The sequence below is a fragment of the Salipiger bermudensis HTCC2601 genome (assembly GCF_000153725.1).
Lineage (GTDB): Bacteria > Pseudomonadota > Alphaproteobacteria > Rhodobacterales > Rhodobacteraceae > Salipiger > Salipiger bermudensis.
Map to the genome: position 1 here is coordinate 124601 of NZ_DS022276.1, position 19263 is coordinate 143863.

A 19263-nucleotide genomic window follows, 5' to 3' on the forward strand; every position below is an offset into this window, starting at 1 on the left:
CAGGACAACCGGGGGACACATGCTCGTCGTAGACCAGCTGACCAAGCGCTTTGGCGCCAATACTGCCGTGGACAACGCGAGCTTCACCGTCGACCGACCGAAGATGATCGGCATCATCGGACGGTCTGGCGCTGGCAAGTCGACCTTCCTGCGCATGATGAACCGTCTCACCGACGCGACCGAGGGCGAGATCCGCTTCGAGGGCCGCAACGTGCTCGCGCTGAAGGGCGCCGAGAAGCGCGCGTGGCAGTCGGACTGCGCGATGATCTTCCAGCAGTTCAACCTCGTGCCGCGCATGGACGTGGTCTCGAACGTGCTGCACGGCACGCTGGCGAAACGCCCGGCGCTGTCGACGGTGTTCAACCTCTACCCGCGCGAGGACATCCACCGCGCCATCGACATTCTCGAGCGTCTGGGCATCGCCGATCACGCCGCCAAGCGCGCCGAGGCGCTCTCGGGTGGTCAGCAACAACGCGTCGCCATCGCGCGGGCGCTGATGCAGGATCCCAAGGTGATCCTCGCCGACGAGCCCATCGCCTCGCTCGACCCGATGAACGCACAGATCGTCATGGAGGCGCTGCGCCGCATCCATGACGAGGATGGCCGCATGGTCATCGCCAACCTGCACACGCTCGACACCGCGCGGCGCTATTGCGACCGGGTGATCGGGATGCGCGACGGGCGCATCGTCTTTGACGGCACGCCCGAGCAGCTCACCACCGGTGTCGCCCGCGACATCTATGGGGCGGGGGCAGACTTTTCCGAGGACGCCACCTCCACCGAAATCCGCGACCCTGTGGCCGAGACGGAGATCCGTCAGGCCGAGGTCGCAATCTAAGAGCTTCCAACGGGCCCACGGGACGGGCCTTTCAATCCGAAAAAGGGGAAGAACCATCATGAAAAAGCTCATCGCGGCCGCTCTGGCCACCACTGCGCTCTGCTCCGCTGCCTCGGCACAGGAGATCACCGAATTCCGTCTCGGCATCCTCGGCGGCGAGAACGCTCAGGACCGTCTGGCCTCGAACCAGTGCTACGCCGAGAAGATCGCCAGCGCGCTCGGCGTCGAGGTGAAGATCTTCACCCCGGCGGACTACAACGGCGTGATGCAGGGCCTGCTCGGCGGCACCATCGACGCGGCCTGGATGGGCGCCTCTTCCTATGCCGGCACCTTCATTGCCGATCCCGAAGCGGTCGAGCCGGTGCTGGTCAAGCAGAACGAGGACGGCTCGATCGGCTACTACTCGATCGGTTTCGCCCGCGCCGACAGCGGCATCACCTCGCTCGAGGACCTGCAGGGCAAGGAGTTCGGCTTCGGTGATCCCAACTCGACCTCCGGCTACCTGATCCCGTCGATCGAGATCGCCGAGGCCGGCTACTCGATGCAGCCCGGCGACTACTTCTCCGACGTGGTGTTCACCGGCGGTCACGAGCAGACCATCGTCGCGGTCAACAACGGCGACGTCGATGCCGGCGTGACCTGGGCCGATGGCCAGGGCGCATGGGAAGATGGCTACAACTCGGGCGCCCTGCGCCGCGCCACCGATGCCGGCCTCGTCGACATGAACGAGCTGGTGCAGATCTGGCAGTCGAAGATCATCCCCGAGGGTCCGTTCGTGCTGCGCAAGGCGCTGCCGCAGGACGTCAAGGACGCCGTCATCGAGCTGACCGCGAACCTCTGGGAAGAAGATCCCGACTGCGCCTACGGCGTGGCCGCCGGCGACGCCAAGGATTTCATCCCGGTGACGCATCAGGAATACGAGTCGATCGTCTCGGCCCGCCGTTCCAAGATCAACTGATCATCCGATCCCTCTCGGGCCCGCGTCTTCGCGGGCCCGTTTCCGTTTTCCCGGACACGACCATGACACGCGATCCCGGCGCCCTTGCGGCGGCGCGGTGACGGCCATCCGTCAGGCAGGACACGACCCCCATGATGCATTCCGACCCTCCCTTCGACACGCGCGCGCATTACATGGCGCTGATGGCGCGAAAGCGCCTCTATGGCGGCATCGTGCTGGCGATCTTCGTGGCGCTCATGGTGTCCGGCTTCATCCTGACCAATGACCGCAACGCCGGCGGCTTCTGGGACGGTCTGCCGCAGATCTTCGATTTCCCCGCCGCCGTTCTGGCCGACACGATCCCCAAGCTCGACCGGCTGCCGGGGCATTTCCTGCGCTACTTCCCCTCGCTGATGGAGACCGTCAACATCGCCGCCGTCTCGACCCTGATCGGGGCCGGCCTCGCGATGCTGCTGTCGCTGCTCTCGACCCGGGGGCTGGCGCGCTGGCCGCGGCTGATCCCGCTGTTCCGGCGCATCATGGACATCATGCGCGCGATCCCCGAGATCGTCGTGGCGCTGGTGCTGATCTTCGTGCTGGGCGGCGGCCCGGTGCCGGCGATGATCGCCATCGCCTTCCACACCGCCGGGGCGCTGGGCAAGCTGTTCTCGGAGGTCAACGAGAACGCCGATCTCAAGCCCGTCGAAGGGTTGCAATCGGTCGGTGGCACCTGGTTCCAGCGCATGTGGCTGGGCGTCGTGCCGCAGGTCTCGCCGAACTATTTCAGCTATGCGCTGCTGCGCTTCGAGATCAACATCCGCGCGTCCGCCATCCTCGGCTTCGTCGGCGCCGGCGGCATCGGCTACGACCTGCGCAACGCCATGGCCTGGGGGCAGGGGCGCTTTGACGAGGCCGCCGCGATCTTCATCCTGCTGTTCCTGACCATCGTGGTGTTCGACCAGCTCTCGAGCCATGTCCGCAACGCGATGATCGCGAAGAAAGGAGGCCACTGATGGCCGACGCCGCCCTCTACGCCTCTGCCGACCGCCTGTTCGCCCGCAAGAAGCTCTTCGCCTTCGGGCTGCCGGTGCTGGTGCTGGTCTACCTCGTCTACATCGTCTTCGCCTTCGACCTCCCCGGTCTTGCCGAGCGCGCCCGCATGGACAACGCCCGCACGCTGCTGTCGGACGTCTGGAGCTACAAGACCCATGTCACCCAGGACAACCGCTCCGGCGAGGTCGAGGTCGCCATCGAAGGCGAGCGCCGCGGCACCTATGCGCCCGGCACCGAGCCCGACTGGGTCTCGATCGACGCGGCCGGCACGGTGGTGGATCTCGAGGACGGTCACGTGGTGCGGTTCCTGACCGGCGGCGGCTTCGCCTATGAGGTGCCCGATTTCGGCCTGATCGAGGCCCGCATGGACGGGCGCGCGGTGGTGTCGAACCTCGAGGAAGAGACGCTGCCCGAGTGGATCTCGGCCTCGCGCACCCGCTTTCAGGTCGAGACCTCGCACGGCCGGGTCTCGCTGACCCGCAACCGCACCGAACTGTTCCGCTACTTCCCTGGCTGGGAGCTGTTCTTCTTCACGCTCGACAGCCCGTATTACGGCCACGGCGTTTTCGAGATCGCCTTCGGGGACCGGATCGACCCCGAGCGCGCCAACATCGCCGGGGCGTGGCAGGATTTCTGGAACAACGCCATGTGGCGCCATGGCGATGTGGCATGGGCGCTGTTCGAGACCATCCTGATGGCCTTCCTCGGCACCTTCGGCGCGGCCATCGTGGCGCTGCCGCTGGCCTTCCTCTCGGCCAAGAACTTTGCGCCGCTTCTGGCGGTGCGCTTCGCCATGCGCCGGGTGTTCGACTTCCTGCGCGGTGTCGACGGGCTGATCTGGACCATCGTGCTCAGCCGCGCCTTCGGGCCGGGGCCGATGACCGGGGCACTCGCGATCCTGCTCACCGACACCGGCAGCTTCGGCAAGCTGTTCTCGGAGGCGCTGGAAAACGTCGACGGCAAGCAGATCGAAGGCGTCGCCTCGACCGGGGCCGCGCCGGTGCTGCGCTACCGCTTCGGTGTGATCCCGCAGATCACGCCCGTCCTGATCTCGCAGGTGCTGTATTTCTTCGAGAGCAACACCCGCTCGGCCACCATCATCGGCGCCATCACCGGTGGCGGCATCGGCCTTCTGCTGACGCAGGCGATGATCACCCAGAAGGACTGGGAAGAGGTGAGCTATTACATCGTGCTGATCGTGCTGATGGTGATGGCGATGGACAGCCTCTCGGGCTGGCTGCGCCGCAAGCTGATCCGGGGCGTCTGATGCCGCGCCTCTCGGAAGAGCCGCTCATCCATCCCGATTGCGAAGTGACGGAGTGCCGGTTCGGGCGCTTCGTCGAGATCGGGCGCGGCGCGCGGCTGGGCCATGTGGAGATGGGCGATTACAGCTATTGCGACCGCTATGCCGACATCGCCAACGCGACCGTCGGCAAGTTCGCCAACATCGCGAGCTTCTCGCGCATCGGGCCGACCGATCACCCGATGCAGCAGGCCTCACTGCACCATTTCCTCTACCGCTCCGACGATTACTGGGACGATGCCGGTCGCGATGCGGCGTTCTTCGCGCATCGCCTGTCGCGCCGGGCGCAGATCGGTCACGACACATGGATCGGCCACAACGCCGTGGTGCGCCCCGAGGTGACCATCGGGCATGGCGCCGTGGTGGCGGCGGGCGCGGTGGTGACGAAGGATGTCGCGCCCTACATGATCGTCGCGGGTGTTCCTGCGGTGCCGCTGCGCGAACGCTTCGCCGTGCCGGTGGCCGAACGGCTGATGGCGCTGGCGTGGTGGGACTGGGATCACGCAACGCTCCGAGACCGGCTCGAGGATTTCCGCAGCCTGCCGATCGAGGCGTTTCTGGAAAAATACGAGTGATCCCGGTTCGGCGACGGGATCGCCCGATATTTGCACCAGCCTCGCGTGCCTCGAGCGTAGGGCAGGATCGCGGCGTTATCGCCGGTGTTCGCAGGTTTGCCATCGTGGTAAGCCCGAAGCGACACACCCAAAGGATCGGAGATCCGAGATGACTGCGCTCACCGAAGACGGCAAGAAACTGGTCTCCGAGGCGGCGATCCGCCACGGCGTCTCGACCGAGACCGCCGAGGCCATGCTGATGGCGCTGGTCGCTGGCAACGGCACGCAGGCGCAGTTCAACATCGCCGAGCTCGGCGGCATGGGGCAATGGTCGCAGGGCGGCATGACCATGGTCGGCGACATGTTCAACAATGCGCTGAAGGCGCGGGTCGATGCGCTCTGCACCGATCTTGCGAACATCCTCATGGTCGGCAACCTGTTCCGTCCGGTCGAGATGCCGGCGCCGCAGCCGGGCACGCAGAGCCAGTCGCAATCGCAGGGCGGCGGCATGGGCACCAGCCTGTTCATCAAGGGCGGGCTCGTGGGGGCCTCCTGGCCCGCCGAGCTTGGCCAGCCATCCTCGACCGGCAGCCAGAACAACCTGCGCTACGCGGTGTTTCCGCAGACCCGGCGGCTGGCGATCGATTTCGGCGGCCGGATCGAGATCTATGACACCGGCGATCACCAGATCTCGGGCGTCTCGCAGCAGCAGAGCGGCGACCAATCGCTGACCTTCACCAGCCAGCACGGGTTGGTTTCGCTGCGGGATCTGCCCCGGGTGGGGGAAGCGCAGCCGCAGGAGATGCCGGAGGACCCGGAAGCATTTTCGGACGAACCGTCCGAGCCTCTGGCCGATCCCGCCATCGAGATGCCCTCTGCGCCGATCCCCGAAGCGGCTCCGGTTCCGGAAGCCGCCTCCGAGACGGGCCCGTCCGGGGCCGACGACATCATCGCGCTGATCCGCAAGCTCGGCGAGCTGAAGGAAGCGGGCCTGCTGACCGAGGACGAGTTCGCGTCCAAGAAGCGCGAGCTTCTCGACCGGCTCTAGGGCCCGGGCGGCGCGGCTATTCCGCCGCCAGCCGCGCCCCGCGCATGGTGCCGATCAGCCGCGCCCCGGCCTCGCCGGAGAGGTAGGCCAGCCGCCCGCCGCTCACGGTGGCCTCGATCTCGCGCGTGGCCGCGTTGACCACCACGAAATCCGCCCGCTTGCCGCGATCCAGCGTGCCGCGATCGGCGAGGCCCATGATCTCGGCCGGCGCCTTGCTGATCATGTCCCAGGCGCCCGGCAGGTCGCGCACGCCGCGATCCAACAGCACCCAGGCCGCCTGCGCCAGGCACGGGTAGTGATAGTCCGAGACCAGCGCGTCGCAGAGCCCGCGCGCCACCAAGTGCAGCGCCGAGACATTGCCTGATTGCGAACCGCCGCGCACCACGTTGGGCGCGCCCATAAGCACCGGGTCGTTGCAGGCCCGCGCCAGCTTGGCGGCGGCAGCGGTGGTCGGGAACTCGGCGATGCGGGCGCCGATGATGCGGTAATATTCCCGCGTCTCGCCATCGGGGTCGTCATGGCTGCCATAGCGCATGTCGAGCGCATCGAAGGCCTCGGCCAGCGCGCAGAGATGGCGCGGCACGTCGCGGCCACGCTCCTTCGCCTCGTGCAGCGTCACGAGGAATTCTGCCAGCGTGCGCCCGCCGCGCTCGGCATATTGCGTCACCTTGTGCGGTGCGCTTTCGGCCAGCTCCAGCGTTTCGGGCAGGTGGTTGTTGAAGATCACGTAATCGATGCCGAAGCGCCGGATTGCCGCCAGCATCCGGTCACGGGTCTCGGGCATGTGGGTCTCGCAGCGCAGCTGCAGCCGCAGATCGGTGAGCGCGCGCGGACGGTAGGTCTCGAGCGCGGCCATCACGTCCTCGGCGAAATCGGGGCCGCGCATGCCGCCCTCCCAACTCCAGCACTGCGCCAGCCACGCGGTGGTGACGCCATGCGCCGCCGCCTCGCGGTCGGTCGAGCGCAGACCGGCCGCGATCGGGAAGGGCGCGGAGGGGCGCGGCGCAATGTGACGCTCGAAGGCGTCGCCATGCAGGTCAATGATGCCCGGCAGGATCAGGTAGCCCGACATGTCGACCTCGGGCAGCGGGCCCTTGGTGATCACGCCGTCCTCGATCACCAGCGACCGCTTCTGCAGTTCGCCACCGCGCAGGATGGTCGCGCCTACGAGGCGCAGGGGAGGAAGCAGTGCCGTCATGCGTGTGTCCGCTCGAGGTTTTCCACAGCTTCTAGCGCGCGAAAATGTCAGGGCGATGACGTTTGCGGCGCTGTGTCCTGCTGAGAGCCCATATCGTCTGAAGAAAACGTGAGCGCCACGCGGTCGCCGGCGAACCATGTCAGCCCGTACTCGACCGGCTGGCCGCCGGCATCAACGTTGACGCTCTCGGCGCGCAGGAGCGGCGCGCCCTCGCGCATGGTCAGGTGCAGCGCTTGCGTCGGCGTCGCGGCCTCGGCGGTCAGCCGGGTGCGGGCGCGGGTGTAGTCCTCGATCCCGTTCGCTTTCAAAGCCTTGGTGACCGAAGCGACCTCCTCGAGTGTGGAGGCGAGGCCCGGAAAGCGCGCTGCGGGGAAGCAGCTGATGAAATGCGCCACCGGCATCGCCTCGGCCAGAGACAGCCCCTCGTAGACGATCACCTCGGCCCCCTCGGCCAGTGCCAGCGCCTCGGCCTCGGCGCGGTCGGCGGGGCGGGTCTCGATCCGCAGGACGCGCTTTTCCGGCAGCCGCCCCGAGGCGCGCAGGTTCTGCGAAAAGCGCACCCGCTCGCCGATGGGATAGTCGAGCGGCGTGGCCTTCACGAACACCCCCGCGCCGCGCCGGCTGTGCACCAGATCGCGCTCGGCGAGATCGGCCAGCGCCCGGCGCGCGGTGTGGCGGTTGACCCCGAAGCGCGAGGACAGCTCGGCCTCGGTCGGCAGCTTGTCCCCGGCGCGGTAGAGGCCGCGGGCGATCTCGCCCTCGAGCTCGGCGGCGATGGATTTCCAGATCGGGCTGCGGGCCATGCACGGCTCCTGTCATCGAAATTTCACGCAAGTCCGCTTGCGCATCGGGGCGACTCGGCTCTATGATTTGTCTAGTTGTATAGAAACCTAGACAAGTCGGCAAGGTTGTCCAGATGAATGTGACGGAAGTCGGAACCGAGGCGCGACAGCGCTGGATGGGGCTGCTCGCCCGGGCGCCCGCGGCGCGCCTGGCAGAGCTGCTCGAGGTGGCGGGCGCGGCCCCGGTGCATGAGTGGCTGCGGATGCCGGAGACCGGTGGCGTGATGGTGCGGGGCCGCGCCGGCGGCACCGGCGCGCCCTTCAACATGGGCGAGATGACGGTCACGCGCTGCGCGCTGCGGCTCGAGACCGGCGAGGTCGGGCATGGCTACGTGCAGGGCCGCGACAAGGCTCACGCGGAGCGCGCGGCGCTGGTCGATGCGCTGATGCAGGGGCCCGGGGCCGAGGCGCTGCGCGCGGCGGTGATCGCCCCCCTGGCCGAGGCCGAGGCGGCCTCGCGCCGGGAGCGGGCGGCCAAGGCGGCGGCGACGAAGGTCGAGTTTTTCACGATGGTTCGGGGAGAGGACTGATGCGAGACGACGCACTCAGCGGCGGGTTCACCGACGCGCCGGTCGAGGCCGCACGCGCCTTTCGCGCAGCGCTCGAGGCGATGGCCCGCCCGGGCAGCCTCCACGAGGTGGCGGGGGCCGAGGCGCCCGCGCCTCTGAGCACGGCGGCGGCGGTGCTGCTGCTGACGCTCTGCGACGGCGAGACGCCGCTGTACCTCGCGCCCGGGCACGACACGCAGCCGGTGCGCGACTGGATCGCCTTCCATGTCGGCGCGCCGCTGGTCGGGCCGGGTGAGGCGATGTTCGCGCTCGGGCAGTGGGACGCGCTGGCCCCGCACGACGCCTATGCCATCGGCACGGCGGAGTATCCCGACCGCTCGGTGACGCTGATCGTCGAGATGCCGGAGCTGCGCGCCGAGGGCGTGCGGCTCACCGGGCCGGGGATCGAGACCGAGGCCCATCTCGCGCTGCCCGAGACCGCGGCCTTCCAGCGCAATGCCGCGCGCTTCCCGCTGGGCTGGGATTGCTATTTCACCTGCGCAGACCGCCTCGCGGCGCTGCCGCGCACCACCAGAACGGAGGCGCTCTGATGTATGTGGCTGTAAAGGGCGGCGAGCGCGCCATCGACGCCGCGCATGAGTGGCTCGCCGAGGAGCGCCGCGGAGACCCGCAGGTGCCCGAGCTGTCGCTGGCGCAGATCCGGGAGCAGATGAGCCTCGCGGTGAATAGGGTGATGGCCGAGGGCTCGCTCTACGATCCCGAGCTGGCGGCGCTGGCGATCAAGCAGGCGCGCGGCGACCTGATCGAGGCGATCTTTTTGATCCGCGCCTATCGCACGACGCTGCCGCGCATCGGCCACTCGCGGCCCGTCGAGACCTCTGCCATGCGCTGCGACCGCCGCGTCAGCGCGACCTTCAAGGACGCGCCGGGAGGGCAGGTGCTTGGCCCGACCTTCGACTACACCCACCGGCTGCTCGATTTCAAACTCGCCGCCGAGGGTGAGGCGCCGGTGGCGCGTCAGGCAGAGCCGACCCTGGCGCCGACCCCGCGCATCACCGAGTTTCTCAATCGCGACGGGCTGATACAGGACGAAGCTCACAGCGACGAGACGCCGCCCGACATGACCCGGCAGCCGATGGAGTATCCCGCCGACCGGTCGACGCGTTTGCAGGCGCTGACCCGCGGCGACGAGGGCTTCGTGCTGGGCATGGCCTATTCCACCCAGCGCGGCTACGGCCGCAACCACCCCTTCGTGGGCGAGCTGCGCATCGGCGCGGTCGAGGTCGAGATGGAGATCCCCGAGCTTGGCTTCGACATCTGCATCGGCGAGGTCACCCTCACCGAATGCGAGACGGTGAACCAGTTCATGGGCTCCAAGACCGAGCCGGCGCAGTTCACCCGCGGCTACGGGCTGGTCTTCGGCCAGACCGAGCGCAAGGCGATCTCGATGGCGCTGGTCGACCGGGCGCTGCGCTGGGAGGAGCTGGGCGAGGAGAATGTCGGCGCCCCGGCGCAGGACGAGGAATTCGTCCTCGCCCATTCCGACAACATTCAGGCCACCGGCTTTCTCGAGCACATCAAGCTGCCACACTATGTCGACTTCCAGTCGGAGCTCGAGCTGGTGCGCAAGATGCGCCGGGAGGTCGAGGGCAGCATGAAGGAGGCGGCGGAATGACCGCGATGCAGCACGACCCGGCCTACAACTTCGCCTATCTCGACGAGCAGACCAAGCGGATGATCCGCCGCGCGCTGCTGAAGGCGCTGGCGATCCCCGGCTATCAGGTGCCCTTCGCCTCGCGCGAAATGCCGATGCCCTATGGCTGGGGCACCGGCGGGGTGCAGGTGACCGCCGCCTGCCTGACGCCGGAGGACCGGCTCAAGGTCATCGACCAGGGCGCCGACGACACCACCAACGCGGTCTCGATCCGCAAGTTCTTCGAGCGCACGGCCGGCGTCGCGACCACCGAGCATACCAACGAGGCCAGCGTCATCCAGACCCGGCACCGCATCCCCGAGGCGCCGCTCGGCGCCGGCCAGATCCTCGTCTATCAGGTGCCGATCCCCGAGCCGCTGCGGTTTCTTGAGCCGCGCGAGACCGAGACCCGCAAGATGCACGCGCTCGAGGAATACGGGCTGATGTATGTGAAGCTCTACGAGGACATCGCCCATAACGGCGCGATCTCGACCGCCTATGCCTACCCGGTCAAGGTCGAGGGGCGCTACGTGATGGATCCCTCGCCGATCCCCAAATTCGACAACCCCAAGCTCGAAAGTGGCGCGATCCAGCTTTTCGGCGCCGGGCGCGAACAGCGGATCTACGCGATCCCGCCCTACACGCAGGTGGTGAGCCTCGATTTCGAGGACCATCCGTTCGAACCCAGCAAGGCGGATCACGATTGCGATCTCTGCGGTTGCGGTACGAGCTACCTCGACGAGGTGATCACCGACGACGCGGGCGGGCGCATGTTCGTCTGCTCGGACACCGATTTCTGCGCCGCGCGACAGGCCGAGGGCCATCGCGGGCGCCTCTCAGGGGAGGACGCGGCATGACGCCCTTGTTGCAGGTCAGGGATCTGACCAAACGCTACGGCGCCCGGCTGGGCTGCGGCGATGTGAGCTTCGATCTCTACCCCGGCGAGGTCATGGGCATCGTCGGCGAGAGCGGCTCGGGCAAGTCGACGCTGCTGAACTGTCTTGCCGGGCATCAGCCCCCCGACGAGGGGCAGGTGATCTTTGACACCCGCGCCGAGGGGCCGGTCGACACGCTGACCATGTCGGAGCCGGAGCGGCGGATGCTGGGGCGCACCGACTGGGCCTTCGTGCACCAGAACGCCCGCGACGGGCTGCGCATGGGCGTCAGCGCCGGGGCCAATGTGGGCGAGCGGCTGATGGCTGTGGGTGCGCGGCATTACGGCGACATCCGCGAACAGGCGGTGGACTGGCTGAGCCGGGTCGAGATCGCCGAGGACCGGGTCGACGACCGGCCGCGGGCGTTCTCGGGCGGGATGCAGCAGCGGCTGCAGATCGCGCGCAACCTCGTCACCGGGCCGCGGCTGGTGTTCATGGACGAGCCGACCGGCGGGCTTGACGTCAGCGTGCAGGCGCGGCTTCTGGACCTGCTGCGCGGACTGGTGCGCGAGATGGGCCTTTCGGCGATCATCGTGACCCACGATCTTGCCGTGGTGCGGCTGCTGGCCGACCGGCTGATGGTGATGAAGTCGGGCGCGGTGGTCGAGACCGGGCTGACCGATCAGGTGCTGGACGATCCGCAGCATGGCTACACCCAGCTTCTCGTCTCCAGCGTGCTGCAGGTTTGAGACGCCGGACCGGGGGCTGTCTGCCCCCGGACCCCCGAAGGTATTTGGAAACCAGAGAAGGACAGGGCGGATGGAAGCGATGATCCGGGTCTCGGACGTGTCGAAGAGTTTCGTGCTGCACAACCAGGGCGGCGCGGTGATCCCGGTGATGGCGGGAGCAGCGCTTTCGGTGGAGCGCGGCGAGTGCGTGGCGCTGGTGGGCGATTCCGGCGCCGGCAAGTCGACGCTGATGCGGATGCTTTACGGCAACTACCTTGCCAATGGCGGGCGCATCGTGGTGGGCGATGTCGAGGTGAGCGGGGCGGAGCCACGCGAGATCCTCGCGATGCGGCGCGAGGTGCTGGGCTATGTCAGCCAGTTCCTGCGCGTGGTGCCACGGGTGCCGACACTGGAGGTGGTGGCCGAGCCGGTCTGGGCGGCAGGCGGCAGCCGCGCCGAAGGCGAGGCGCGGGCGCGGGACCTGCTGGCGCGGCTCAACGTGCCGGAGCGGCTCTGGTCGCTGTCGCCGACGACCTTCTCGGGTGGCGAGCAGCAGCGGGTGAACATCGCGCGCGGCTTTGCGCATGAGTTCCCCGCGATGCTGCTCGACGAGCCCACCGCCTCGCTTGATGCCACCAATCGCGCGGTGGTGCTGGGGCTGATCGAGGAGGCCAAGGCGCGCGGCGCGGCGATCGTGGGGATCTTTCACGATGCCGAGGCCCGGGCGCAGGTCTGCGACCGCGAGATCGACGTCAGCGGCTTCACCCCGGAGCGCGCGGCGTGAGCGGGCGCTTCTTCGCGGTCGTCGGCCCCTCGGGCGTGGGCAAGGACACGCTGATGGAGGCGGCGGCTGCGCGTGTGCCGGGGCTGCACCTCGTGCGGCGGGTGATCACCCGACCCGCAAGCGCCGGTGGCGAGGATTTCGAGGGGGTGAGCGAGGCGGTGTTCGAGGCGCGCGTGGCCGAGGGCGCCTTTGCCCTGCACTGGCAGGCGCACGGGTTGCGCTATGGCGTGCCGGCGGGCGTTGATGCTGTGCTGGCGGAGGGCCGTCCGGTGCTCTGCAACCTGTCGCGGGCGGTGCTGCCCGAGGCGGCGGAGCACTTCGAGGGCATGCGGGTGCTGCATATCACGGCGCGGCCCGAGGTGCTGGCCAAGCGGCTCGCAAACCGTGGGCGCGAGAGCGCGGCGGACATCGTCAGACGGCTCGAACGGGCAGGGTTCCCGCTGCCCGGCGGGCTGGATGTCTGCGAGATCGACAACTCGGGCGATCTCGACGCGGCGATGGCGCAGCTGCTTGCGGCGCTTCAGCCGGTGAGGGCGTAGCGATGCAGCAGGTGGAAGCGGCCCGCCTCGTCCTCGCCGAAGAGGCAGAGCGCATCCATGCGGAACGGGCGCGGGGCCAGCGGCTCCAGCACCGGGGCGAGGGCCGCCATGGTGGCTTCGGCCTGAGCGCGGGGCAGGCGGCCTGTGAGGGTGAGGTGGAAGCGGAAATCTTCCATCACGTAAGGATAGCCCCAGCGCAGCAGGTTCTCCTCCTGCGCGGGCGAGAGATTGGCCTTGCGGCGGCGGGCGAGCTCGTCTTCGCCGGGCGCGGCGCGGTGAGGGTCGAGCGCCCGCACGGTCTGGGCAGCGATGCGCGCAAGGCCGGTGGTGTCGCCCTCGGGCGTCAGCGCGAGGAAGCTGCCGAGGCGCGTGAGCGCAAGGCCGGGCATCTCGGCCGGGGCCAGCGTGGCGGCAAGGGCTGTGAGATCGGCCTCGAGCGCGGCGCGGCTGCCGGTGAGGCGGAAGGGCGGCTTGAGCGTGCCGTGGAAGCCGTATTTGCGCGGCGTGGCGGTGATCTCGGCCACCGGCAACGGCAGGCCCGGCACCTGCGGGTGATCAAGAACCGCGCCGGCGGTGGCATCCCAGCCCAGCCATTGGGCGGTGAACTCGGCAAACGGCCCCGGCTCCGGGGCGTAGTAGACGGCGTAACGGCTGTAATGTGTCATGGGCGCGGGCATAGATCCGTCATGTCACGGAATGATGACGACAGAAAGGGCAGAGCATGGGCGAGATGAGCCTGGGCCATATTCAGGCCAGCGACGAGATGGTGCTTGCGAACGCGCGGATCGTTCTCGAGCACGAGGTGGTGCAGGGCAGCGTGCTGGTACGCGACGGGCGCATCGCGGCGGTGGAGCAGGGCGCGGTGGCGCCGGCGGGGGCGATCGACTGCGGTGGCGATCTGGTGATCCCCGGGTTGATCGAGCTGCACACCGACAATCTCGAGCGCCACATCCAGCCGCGCCCCAAGGTGGACTGGCCGCACGCGGCGGCGATCCAGGCGCATGACGGCGAGCTGGCCTCGGTGGGCATCACCACAGTGTTCGACGCCATGCGCGTGGGCTCGGTGATCTCGGGCGGGCGCACGGATTACCGCAAGTACGCCCGGGCGCTGGCCAGCGAGCTGATGCAGGCGCGGTCCAAGGGCATGCTGCGGATCAGCCACTTCCTGCACCTGCGCGCCGAGGTCTGCTCGGAGACGTTGCTCGATGAGCTCGAAGAGTTCGGCGAGGCCGACCGGGTGGGGATCTTGTCGATCATGGACCACACGCCCGGCCAGCGGCAGTTCCGCGACCTGTCGAAGCTGAAGGATTACGTCTGCGGCAAGCATGGCATGTCGGAGGATCAGTTCACCGACCACGTGGCCGGTCTGCGCGAGATCCACGCCCGGCTGGGCGCGGCGCATGAGGCGGGCGCGGTGGCGGCGGCGCGGCGTCTGGGTGCGGTGCTGGCAAGTCACGATGACACCACCGCGGAGCATGTGGCGGTGAGCGCCGGACACGGTGCGCGGCTGGCAGAGTTCCCGACCACGGTCGAGGCGGCCGAGGCCTGCCACGCCCACGACATCGCGGTGATGATGGGAGCGCCGAACCTGATCCGGGGCGGCTCGCATTCCGGCAACGTGGCGGCGGCGGAGCTGGCCGAGCGCGGGTTCCTCGACATCCTGTCCTCGGACTACGTGCCGTCGGCGCTGATGACCTCGGCCTTTCAACTGGCGGAGATCTGGGACGACCTGCCACGCGCCATCGCCACTGTGACGGCGGCCCCGGCGCGGGCCACGGGGCTCGACGATCGCGGGGTGATCGCGGAAGGGCTATTCGCCGATCTGGTGCGGGTGGCGCATATCGAGGGCGTGCCGGTGATCCGCGGCGTCTGGAGCCACGGTCGCCAGGTGGGGTGAGCGGGCTCCCCGGAAACGCTCCGGGGGAGCGTTTCGCCGGCGAACGGGCGGCGCCCTGAAGCTCAAACGCGACACAAGGCAGAATAAAGCCGCGCCATTGCCTGCTCAAGCGCGGGGCCGGCGGCGGGGCTGCTTGCTCTGGATGCCATGAGCCTGCGTCGTCCATCCCGCACCCTAGGCTGAGGCGCGCGGGGCTGATCAGGATCGGCGACTGGACGTCCCGTCGCCGACATGTCCGCCGCCTCACGATCACGTGAACATTTTTCCTGAAACTCCCCCGAAACAGCCTTCGTGGTTTTAGGCATACCCGCTCCGATCGGGGGTGGGAGGAGACCAACCAGGAGGAAACACCCATGACCATGCTCAAGAGCACCATCGTCGCATCCGCCCTTGCCCTTGCTGCCGCTCCGGCGCTGGCGCAGGACAACCCGATGGTCGGCGGCGCGCCGATGTATGCCGACAAGAACATCGTCGAGAACGCCGTGAACTCGGCCGATCACGAGACCCTCGTGGCGGCGGTCAAGCAGGCCGACCTCGTCGACACGCTGATGGGCGCGGGTCCGTTCACCGTCTTCGCGCCGACCGACGCGGCCTTCGACAAGATCTCGGACGAGAGCCTGTCGCAGCTGATGATGGACGAGCACAAGGGGCAGCTGGCGCAGATCCTGACCTGCCACGTGGTCGCGACCAACGCCATGTCCGATGCCATTGCCGGCATGATCGCCGATGACGGCGGCATGCACCCGGTGCCGACGGTCGGCGGCTGCACGCTTCAGGCCAAGATGGAGGGCGGCACGATCACCCTGACCGACGAGCAGGGCCGCACCGCAAACGTGACCATCGCGGATGTGCGCCAGTCGAACGGCGTGATCCACGTCATCGACCGGGTTCTCCTGCCGGCGATGTAAGAGCCCCCCCGCTGCCCGGCCCACTTCCCGTCTGGCCGGGCGGCTCCCTCTCCGCGGTGTGAGCAGACACCGCGGAGAGGTGAGATCGCGATCTGCCGGACCGCAGCGTCCGGCAGTGCCGTCCGGCTCGGATCGGGCAGGGCGGCCTCGCGCGAGAGCCGGCACGACCCCCAGATTGCCGGATCTCGCGCGAACTTGTTCCGATGTGGCTGGACCGGCCACCGTACGGACCGCATCCTTGACCCGTCATCATCGCAGGAGGACCCACCATGACCCGCAGAGGATTTCTGGCGACCAGCGCAACCATGCTCGGCCTCGGTGGCACAGCCGCCGCCGAGAGTTTCGAGATCAGCCGCAGCAAGGCCGAATGGCAGGCCATGCTGAGCGATCTGGAGTACAAGGTCATGCGCGAGGAGGCGACCGAGCGCGCCTATAGCTCTCCGCTCAATGACGAGAAGCGCGCCGGCACCTTCCTGTGCAAAGGCTGTGATCTGCCGCTCTACGCCTCGGAGACCAAGTACGACAGCGGCACCGGCTGGCCGTCGTTCTACGAGGCGCTGCCGAACGCCATCGGCACCAAGGCCGACCGGTCGCTGTTCATGACGCGCACCGAGTGCCACTGCCGCCGCTGCGGCTCGCATCTGGGGCATATCTTCGATGACGGTCCGCAGCCCACCGGCAAGCGGCATTGCATCAACGGCGTGTCGTTGAGCTTTCGCCCGGCATAAGGGCGAGCAGTCATCTTAGGGGAGGCGGGGCCGGGTGTAGGCCTGCGCGCCCAGGGGAAAGACGCGCAGGCCCGGCCGGTCCGTGAGTGCCCGGGTCAGGGAAACCCCGGGGACCTTCGACAGAAAATACCATCGACACATTTTTGCTAGCACAACTTTTAAGGGTGTGTCTATCGAGTCTTTGTCGCGTGAGTCGAAGTTTTTCCGCCAGCGCCCATTCCTGCGCCGAGCGGCAGTCACGATGGGATATCAGGGGCTTCTGGTTGGCCGGGCGGGCGGCACGAAATCTGCCGCCCGAGGCCGATCCGTCTACTTGAAGTTGCGGCTGTCCTTGATCTGGTCCCAGGCCCAGACAACCTCCTGCAACTGCTCTTCCTGGCTGCGGTCGCCGCCGTTCATGTCCGGGTGCAGCACCTTGATCAGCTTCTTGTAGGCCTTGCGCACATCGGCCTTGGTCTCGGCGCGCTCGACCTCGAGGATCTCCAGCGCGCGCTTCTCGGTCGGGGGCAGGCGGCGCCCGCCGCCGGTCGCCGCGGCGCGGCCCGGGTTGCGCGTGGCGTTGTCGCCAAGCACCTGGTGCGGGTCCTCGATGCCGAGCCGCGCCCAGGCGCGGGCCTCGGGATCGCGGTAATCCTTGGTCTTGCGCTCCCACACCTTGTCGGAGCTCTGCTGGGCATTCATCTCGGCTTCGGTCTTGCCGTCGAAGAAGCTCCATTGCGAATTGTACTCGCGCACGTGGTCCTTGCAGAACCAGTAATACTCGTCGAGCACGTCCGGCGCCTTGGGGGCGCGGAACTTGCCCGGCTCCTGGCAGCCTTCGTGCTCGCACAGGCGCGTGGAGGTCTCTTGTTCGCCGGACATGCCGCGGCGTCCGCGCGGATTCTTCTTTTTCGAAGTCTTCACCGACATATCGAAACCGAAGGGGTCAGGTCTGCTCATGGTCTCACCTTTTCGACTCGGACGAGGGAGTTTAGACAATCCCTCACCAGTTTGAAGAGGGCAGGAGACGAAATTTGTCACGGTCGGCGGAAATCGAAACACGGCTGCGCGAGGCGTTCACGCCCAGCGAGCTTGAAGTGCGCAACGACAGCGGTCGTCACGCGGGACATGCGGGCGACGACGGCAGCGGCGAGAGCCACTTCCACGTGCGCCTGCGTGCGCCGGAACTTGCCGGCAAGAGCCGGATCGCCCGGCACCGGGCGGTGCACGCGGCGCTCGGCGCCGAGCTCACGACGGCGATTCACGCGCTGTCGCTCGATCTCGACGCCTGAAGCCAGGCACTAGTCGTGCCGCATCCGTGCGGCGCGCTCGCTGAGCAGGCTGCTCGGACTGTCGAGCGGCGCCTCGTCGTCTTCTTCGGCGAGGTCGTCGTCGGCGCGGGCGGCCTGTTTCGGTGTGTCCGTGTCATCTCCGCCGGTGCTGTCCGCAGGATCTTTGGCTGTTTCCGGCGTGGCGAGATCCGCCGCGGAGGCCAGCCGACGCCCTTCGAGATCGGCATCGTCATCGTCGGTCGCAGCTGCGGTCGCAGGCGCGATCACCGGGGTGGAGTCCGTCACCGGCTCGGGCGTTTCGATGGTGGATACGCTGGCCGGACGGCGGAACACCAGCAGGTTGCGCCAGATGGTCTGGCTCGAGGTGAGGCCGCTGCGTTCTTCGCTGGGCAGAAGCTCGGCGCGCTGGAACTCCCAACCCTCCGCTGCCATCTCGTTCATCAGCCGTTCGATGGCGAGGGCAAAACGGTCTTCGGCCGCCTTCACGCCGCGCGCCTTCTCGCCCTTGGCGGGGGCGGGAACGACCTTGTATTGATACTGTGTCATGAAAAGCCTGTGATTTTGCGTCGCGCCATCCTATCAACGCGCGCCGCCAGCGTCACCCGGAACGAAATAGCCGGGAGGCCCTTGCGGAGCTCCCGGCTGACTTTGGATAAAATCTTCGTAGCAGCTATGGCTGGTAAAATCGTAAAGTAACCACTCCCGATCTGTCCTGACAGTGGCGCCGAGCGTCTCACGGACCCGGTACTGAGTTAACTAACAGACCCCGATAAGTTTCCAAAATATTTGCATATTTTCGCCATTATTTGCGGCCGATCCGGGCGGTGCGAGAGCTTTGTTTCGCACGCGTACATAGTGCCGGATGTGCTGCACGGAAATTGATCAAGGCCGCCATCTGGGCGGTCCGGGGGGCGAATCTTCCGTATGTGAAAGGGGGCGAGCCTCGCGGCCCGCCCCCTTCCGGCTTTCACAGACTATAAGGGACGTCAGTGATTGTTGTAGGCGTGCTTCTCGTGCACCGCGGCGATGATGATCGTGCCTGCGGTGATCGCGACCGCGAGCAGCAGGAACAGCATCATGACGGCGGGTTTGTCGGCAAAGGTGAAGTACGCTTCCGCGCCTTCCCAGCTTTCGATCGGAGAGGTGTTCATCGTGAGAGTCCTTTCTTACTCGGCCGGAGTGCCGGCGGCTGCAGGAGTTGCAACGTTGACCGGGCCCGGGGTGTAGTTTTCCGGGTAGGCCGAGACCGGCACCTTGACGATGTCGAGGCCCTTTTCCTGGATGTGATCCGGCACGCGCAGCAGGCCGAAGACCTTGAGGATGTAGGACACCACGTAGCCCGGCACGAAGCCGAGAACGGCCATGGTCACGGCGCCGACGATCTGGCCCCAGAGCGAGACCGGCGGCATGCCGTCGACGTTCGGGTAGCCGGCGGCGAAGATACCGCAGGAGACCACGCCGATCAGGCCGCCGATGCCGTGCACCGGGAACGCGCCGACGGCGTCGTCGATGCCCATCTTCTCGAGCTGGACCGCCACCATCGGAACCACGAAGCCGC

23 protein-coding genes and 1 pseudogene are annotated in these 19263 nt (G+C 67.8%); 17 read left to right on the plus strand and 7 right to left on the minus strand.

The window, feature by feature from the left end; all coding sequences use genetic code 11:
* Nucleotides 1-19: 19 nt before the first annotated feature.
* From phnC to R2601_RS00540, 6 genes are all read left to right on the plus strand, one after another.
* The gene (gene phnC, locus R2601_RS00515; protein WP_007791963.1) at nucleotides 20-838 is read left to right on the plus strand and encodes a phosphonate ABC transporter ATP-binding protein; all 819 of its coding nucleotides are present in this window, start codon (nucleotides 20-22) and stop codon (nucleotides 836-838) included.
* A gap of 58 nt (nucleotides 839-896) precedes the next feature.
* Nucleotides 897-1796 carry a phosphonate ABC transporter substrate-binding protein gene (gene phnD, locus R2601_RS00520; protein ID WP_007791967.1) on the plus strand — a complete coding sequence of 300 codons (900 nt, stop codon included), beginning with the start codon at nucleotides 897-899 and terminating at the stop codon, nucleotides 1794-1796.
* Nucleotides 1797-1927: 131 nt separating this feature from the next.
* A complete protein-coding gene (phnE, locus tag R2601_RS00525; protein WP_007791970.1) occupies nucleotides 1928-2788 on the plus strand; it encodes a phosphonate ABC transporter, permease protein PhnE in 861 nt (286 codons plus the stop codon).
* Nucleotides 2788-4095: a phosphonate ABC transporter, permease protein PhnE gene (gene phnE, locus R2601_RS00530; protein ID WP_007791973.1), complete on the plus strand. Its 1308-nt coding sequence runs from the start codon at nucleotides 2788-2790 to the stop codon at nucleotides 4093-4095. The genes phnE (R2601_RS00525) and phnE (R2601_RS00530) overlap by 1 nt, the downstream gene beginning before the upstream one ends.
* Nucleotides 4095-4706, plus strand: a complete 612-nt coding sequence (locus tag R2601_RS00535) for a DapH/DapD/GlmU-related protein (protein WP_007791975.1) — start codon at nucleotides 4095-4097, stop codon at nucleotides 4704-4706. Before phnE (R2601_RS00530) ends, R2601_RS00535 begins: the two co-directional genes overlap by 1 nt.
* Nucleotides 4707-4854: 148 nt before the next feature.
* Entirely contained in the window at nucleotides 4855-5733 is an 879-nt protein-coding gene (locus R2601_RS00540) for an SHOCT domain-containing protein (RefSeq protein ID WP_007791977.1), read from the plus strand.
* 16 nt (nucleotides 5734-5749) lie between these two features.
* On the opposite strand, the gene R2601_RS00545 is transcribed toward R2601_RS00540, so the two are convergent.
* Together R2601_RS00545 and phnF are read right to left on the minus strand one after the other, a co-directional pair.
* Nucleotides 5750-6931, minus strand: coding sequence for an alpha-D-ribose 1-methylphosphonate 5-triphosphate diphosphatase (locus R2601_RS00545; protein WP_007791980.1), 1182 nt, complete (start codon nucleotides 6929-6931; stop codon nucleotides 5750-5752).
* Between the two features lie 47 nt (nucleotides 6932-6978).
* Nucleotides 6979-7734: a phosphonate metabolism transcriptional regulator PhnF gene (phnF, locus tag R2601_RS00550; protein ID WP_007791981.1), complete on the minus strand. Its 756-nt coding sequence runs from the start codon at nucleotides 7732-7734 to the stop codon at nucleotides 6979-6981.
* Between the two features lie 113 nt (nucleotides 7735-7847).
* On the opposite strand from phnF, the gene phnG reads away from it, so the two are divergent.
* The 7 genes from phnG (at nucleotide 7848) to phnN (ending at nucleotide 12901) form a co-directional block, all read left to right on the plus strand.
* Nucleotides 7848-8303, plus strand: a complete 456-nt coding sequence (gene phnG, locus R2601_RS00555; protein WP_007791983.1) for a phosphonate C-P lyase system protein PhnG — start codon at nucleotides 7848-7850, stop codon at nucleotides 8301-8303.
* Entirely contained in the window at nucleotides 8303-8872 is a 570-nt protein-coding gene (gene phnH / locus R2601_RS00560; protein ID WP_007791984.1) for a phosphonate C-P lyase system protein PhnH, read from the plus strand. Before phnG ends, phnH begins: the two co-directional genes overlap by 1 nt.
* Nucleotides 8872-9957, plus strand: a complete 1086-nt coding sequence (locus R2601_RS00565) for a carbon-phosphorus lyase complex subunit (RefSeq protein WP_007791987.1) — start codon at nucleotides 8872-8874, stop codon at nucleotides 9955-9957. Before phnH ends, R2601_RS00565 begins: the two co-directional genes overlap by 1 nt.
* Complete coding sequence (locus tag R2601_RS00570) at nucleotides 9954-10832, plus strand: alpha-D-ribose 1-methylphosphonate 5-phosphate C-P-lyase PhnJ (RefSeq protein WP_007791990.1); 879 nt, start codon at nucleotides 9954-9956, stop codon at nucleotides 10830-10832. The genes R2601_RS00565 and R2601_RS00570 overlap by 4 nt, the downstream gene beginning before the upstream one ends.
* On the plus strand, nucleotides 10829-11599 hold the full coding sequence (gene phnK, locus R2601_RS00575) for a phosphonate C-P lyase system protein PhnK (protein ID WP_007791994.1): 771 nt from the start codon (nucleotides 10829-10831) through the stop codon (nucleotides 11597-11599). The genes R2601_RS00570 and phnK overlap by 4 nt, the downstream gene beginning before the upstream one ends.
* 79 nt (nucleotides 11600-11678) lie before the next feature.
* Nucleotides 11679-12362, plus strand: a complete 684-nt coding sequence (gene phnL / locus R2601_RS00580) for a phosphonate C-P lyase system protein PhnL (protein ID WP_040544980.1) — start codon at nucleotides 11679-11681, stop codon at nucleotides 12360-12362.
* Nucleotides 12359-12901, plus strand: a complete 543-nt coding sequence (gene phnN, locus R2601_RS00585; RefSeq protein ID WP_007792002.1) for a phosphonate metabolism protein/1,5-bisphosphokinase (PRPP-forming) PhnN — start codon at nucleotides 12359-12361, stop codon at nucleotides 12899-12901. Before phnL ends, phnN begins: the two co-directional genes overlap by 4 nt.
* Here phnN and R2601_RS00590 read toward each other — a convergent pair.
* Nucleotides 12883-13566 carry a DUF1045 domain-containing protein gene (locus R2601_RS00590; protein WP_040544983.1) on the minus strand — a complete coding sequence of 228 codons (684 nt, stop codon included), beginning with the start codon at nucleotides 13564-13566 and terminating at the stop codon, nucleotides 12883-12885. The two genes, phnN and R2601_RS00590, sit on opposite strands and share 19 nt — an antisense overlap.
* Before the next feature lie 56 nt (nucleotides 13567-13622).
* Here R2601_RS00590 and R2601_RS00595 point away from each other — a divergent pair, with 56 nt between their 5' ends.
* The 3 genes from R2601_RS00595 to msrB all read left to right on the plus strand — a co-directional run bounded on the left by R2601_RS00595 (nucleotide 13623) and on the right by msrB (nucleotide 16434).
* On the plus strand, nucleotides 13623-14798 hold the full coding sequence (locus R2601_RS00595) for an alpha-D-ribose 1-methylphosphonate 5-triphosphate diphosphatase (RefSeq protein ID WP_007792007.1): 1176 nt from the start codon (nucleotides 13623-13625) through the stop codon (nucleotides 14796-14798).
* 353 nt (nucleotides 14799-15151) lie between these two features.
* The gene (locus R2601_RS00600; protein ID WP_007792010.1) at nucleotides 15152-15706 is read left to right on the plus strand and encodes a fasciclin domain-containing protein; all 555 of its coding nucleotides are present in this window, start codon (nucleotides 15152-15154) and stop codon (nucleotides 15704-15706) included.
* 269 nt (nucleotides 15707-15975) lie between these two features.
* Entirely contained in the window at nucleotides 15976-16434 is a 459-nt protein-coding gene (msrB, locus tag R2601_RS00605) for a peptide-methionine (R)-S-oxide reductase MsrB (RefSeq protein ID WP_007792013.1), read from the plus strand.
* 309 nt (nucleotides 16435-16743) lie between these two features.
* Here the strand turns inward: msrB and R2601_RS00610 are convergent, their stop codons facing one another.
* Nucleotides 16744-17373: a DnaJ domain-containing protein gene (locus tag R2601_RS00610; RefSeq protein ID WP_007792015.1), complete on the minus strand. Its 630-nt coding sequence runs from the start codon at nucleotides 17371-17373 to the stop codon at nucleotides 16744-16746.
* A gap of 74 nt (nucleotides 17374-17447) precedes the next feature.
* Between R2601_RS00610 and R2601_RS00615 the strand changes: the two genes are divergently transcribed.
* The gene (locus R2601_RS00615) at nucleotides 17448-17705 is read left to right on the plus strand and encodes a BolA family protein (RefSeq protein WP_007792017.1); all 258 of its coding nucleotides are present in this window, start codon (nucleotides 17448-17450) and stop codon (nucleotides 17703-17705) included.
* A gap of 9 nt (nucleotides 17706-17714) precedes the next feature.
* Here the strand turns inward: R2601_RS00615 and R2601_RS00620 are convergent, their stop codons facing one another.
* The 3 genes and pseudogenes from R2601_RS00620 to R2601_RS00625 form a co-directional block, all read right to left on the minus strand.
* Nucleotides 17715-18251: a DUF4177 domain-containing protein gene (locus tag R2601_RS00620; protein WP_007792020.1), complete on the minus strand. Its 537-nt coding sequence runs from the start codon at nucleotides 18249-18251 to the stop codon at nucleotides 17715-17717.
* A gap of 440 nt (nucleotides 18252-18691) precedes the next feature.
* Nucleotides 18692-18856 (minus strand): hypothetical protein, encoded by a 165-nt coding sequence (locus R2601_RS26870; protein WP_007792021.1) that lies wholly within the window; start codon nucleotides 18854-18856, stop codon nucleotides 18692-18694.
* A gap of 15 nt (nucleotides 18857-18871) precedes the next feature.
* Nucleotides 18872-19263, minus strand: a pseudogene (locus R2601_RS00625) (ammonium transporter); the annotation flags it as partial.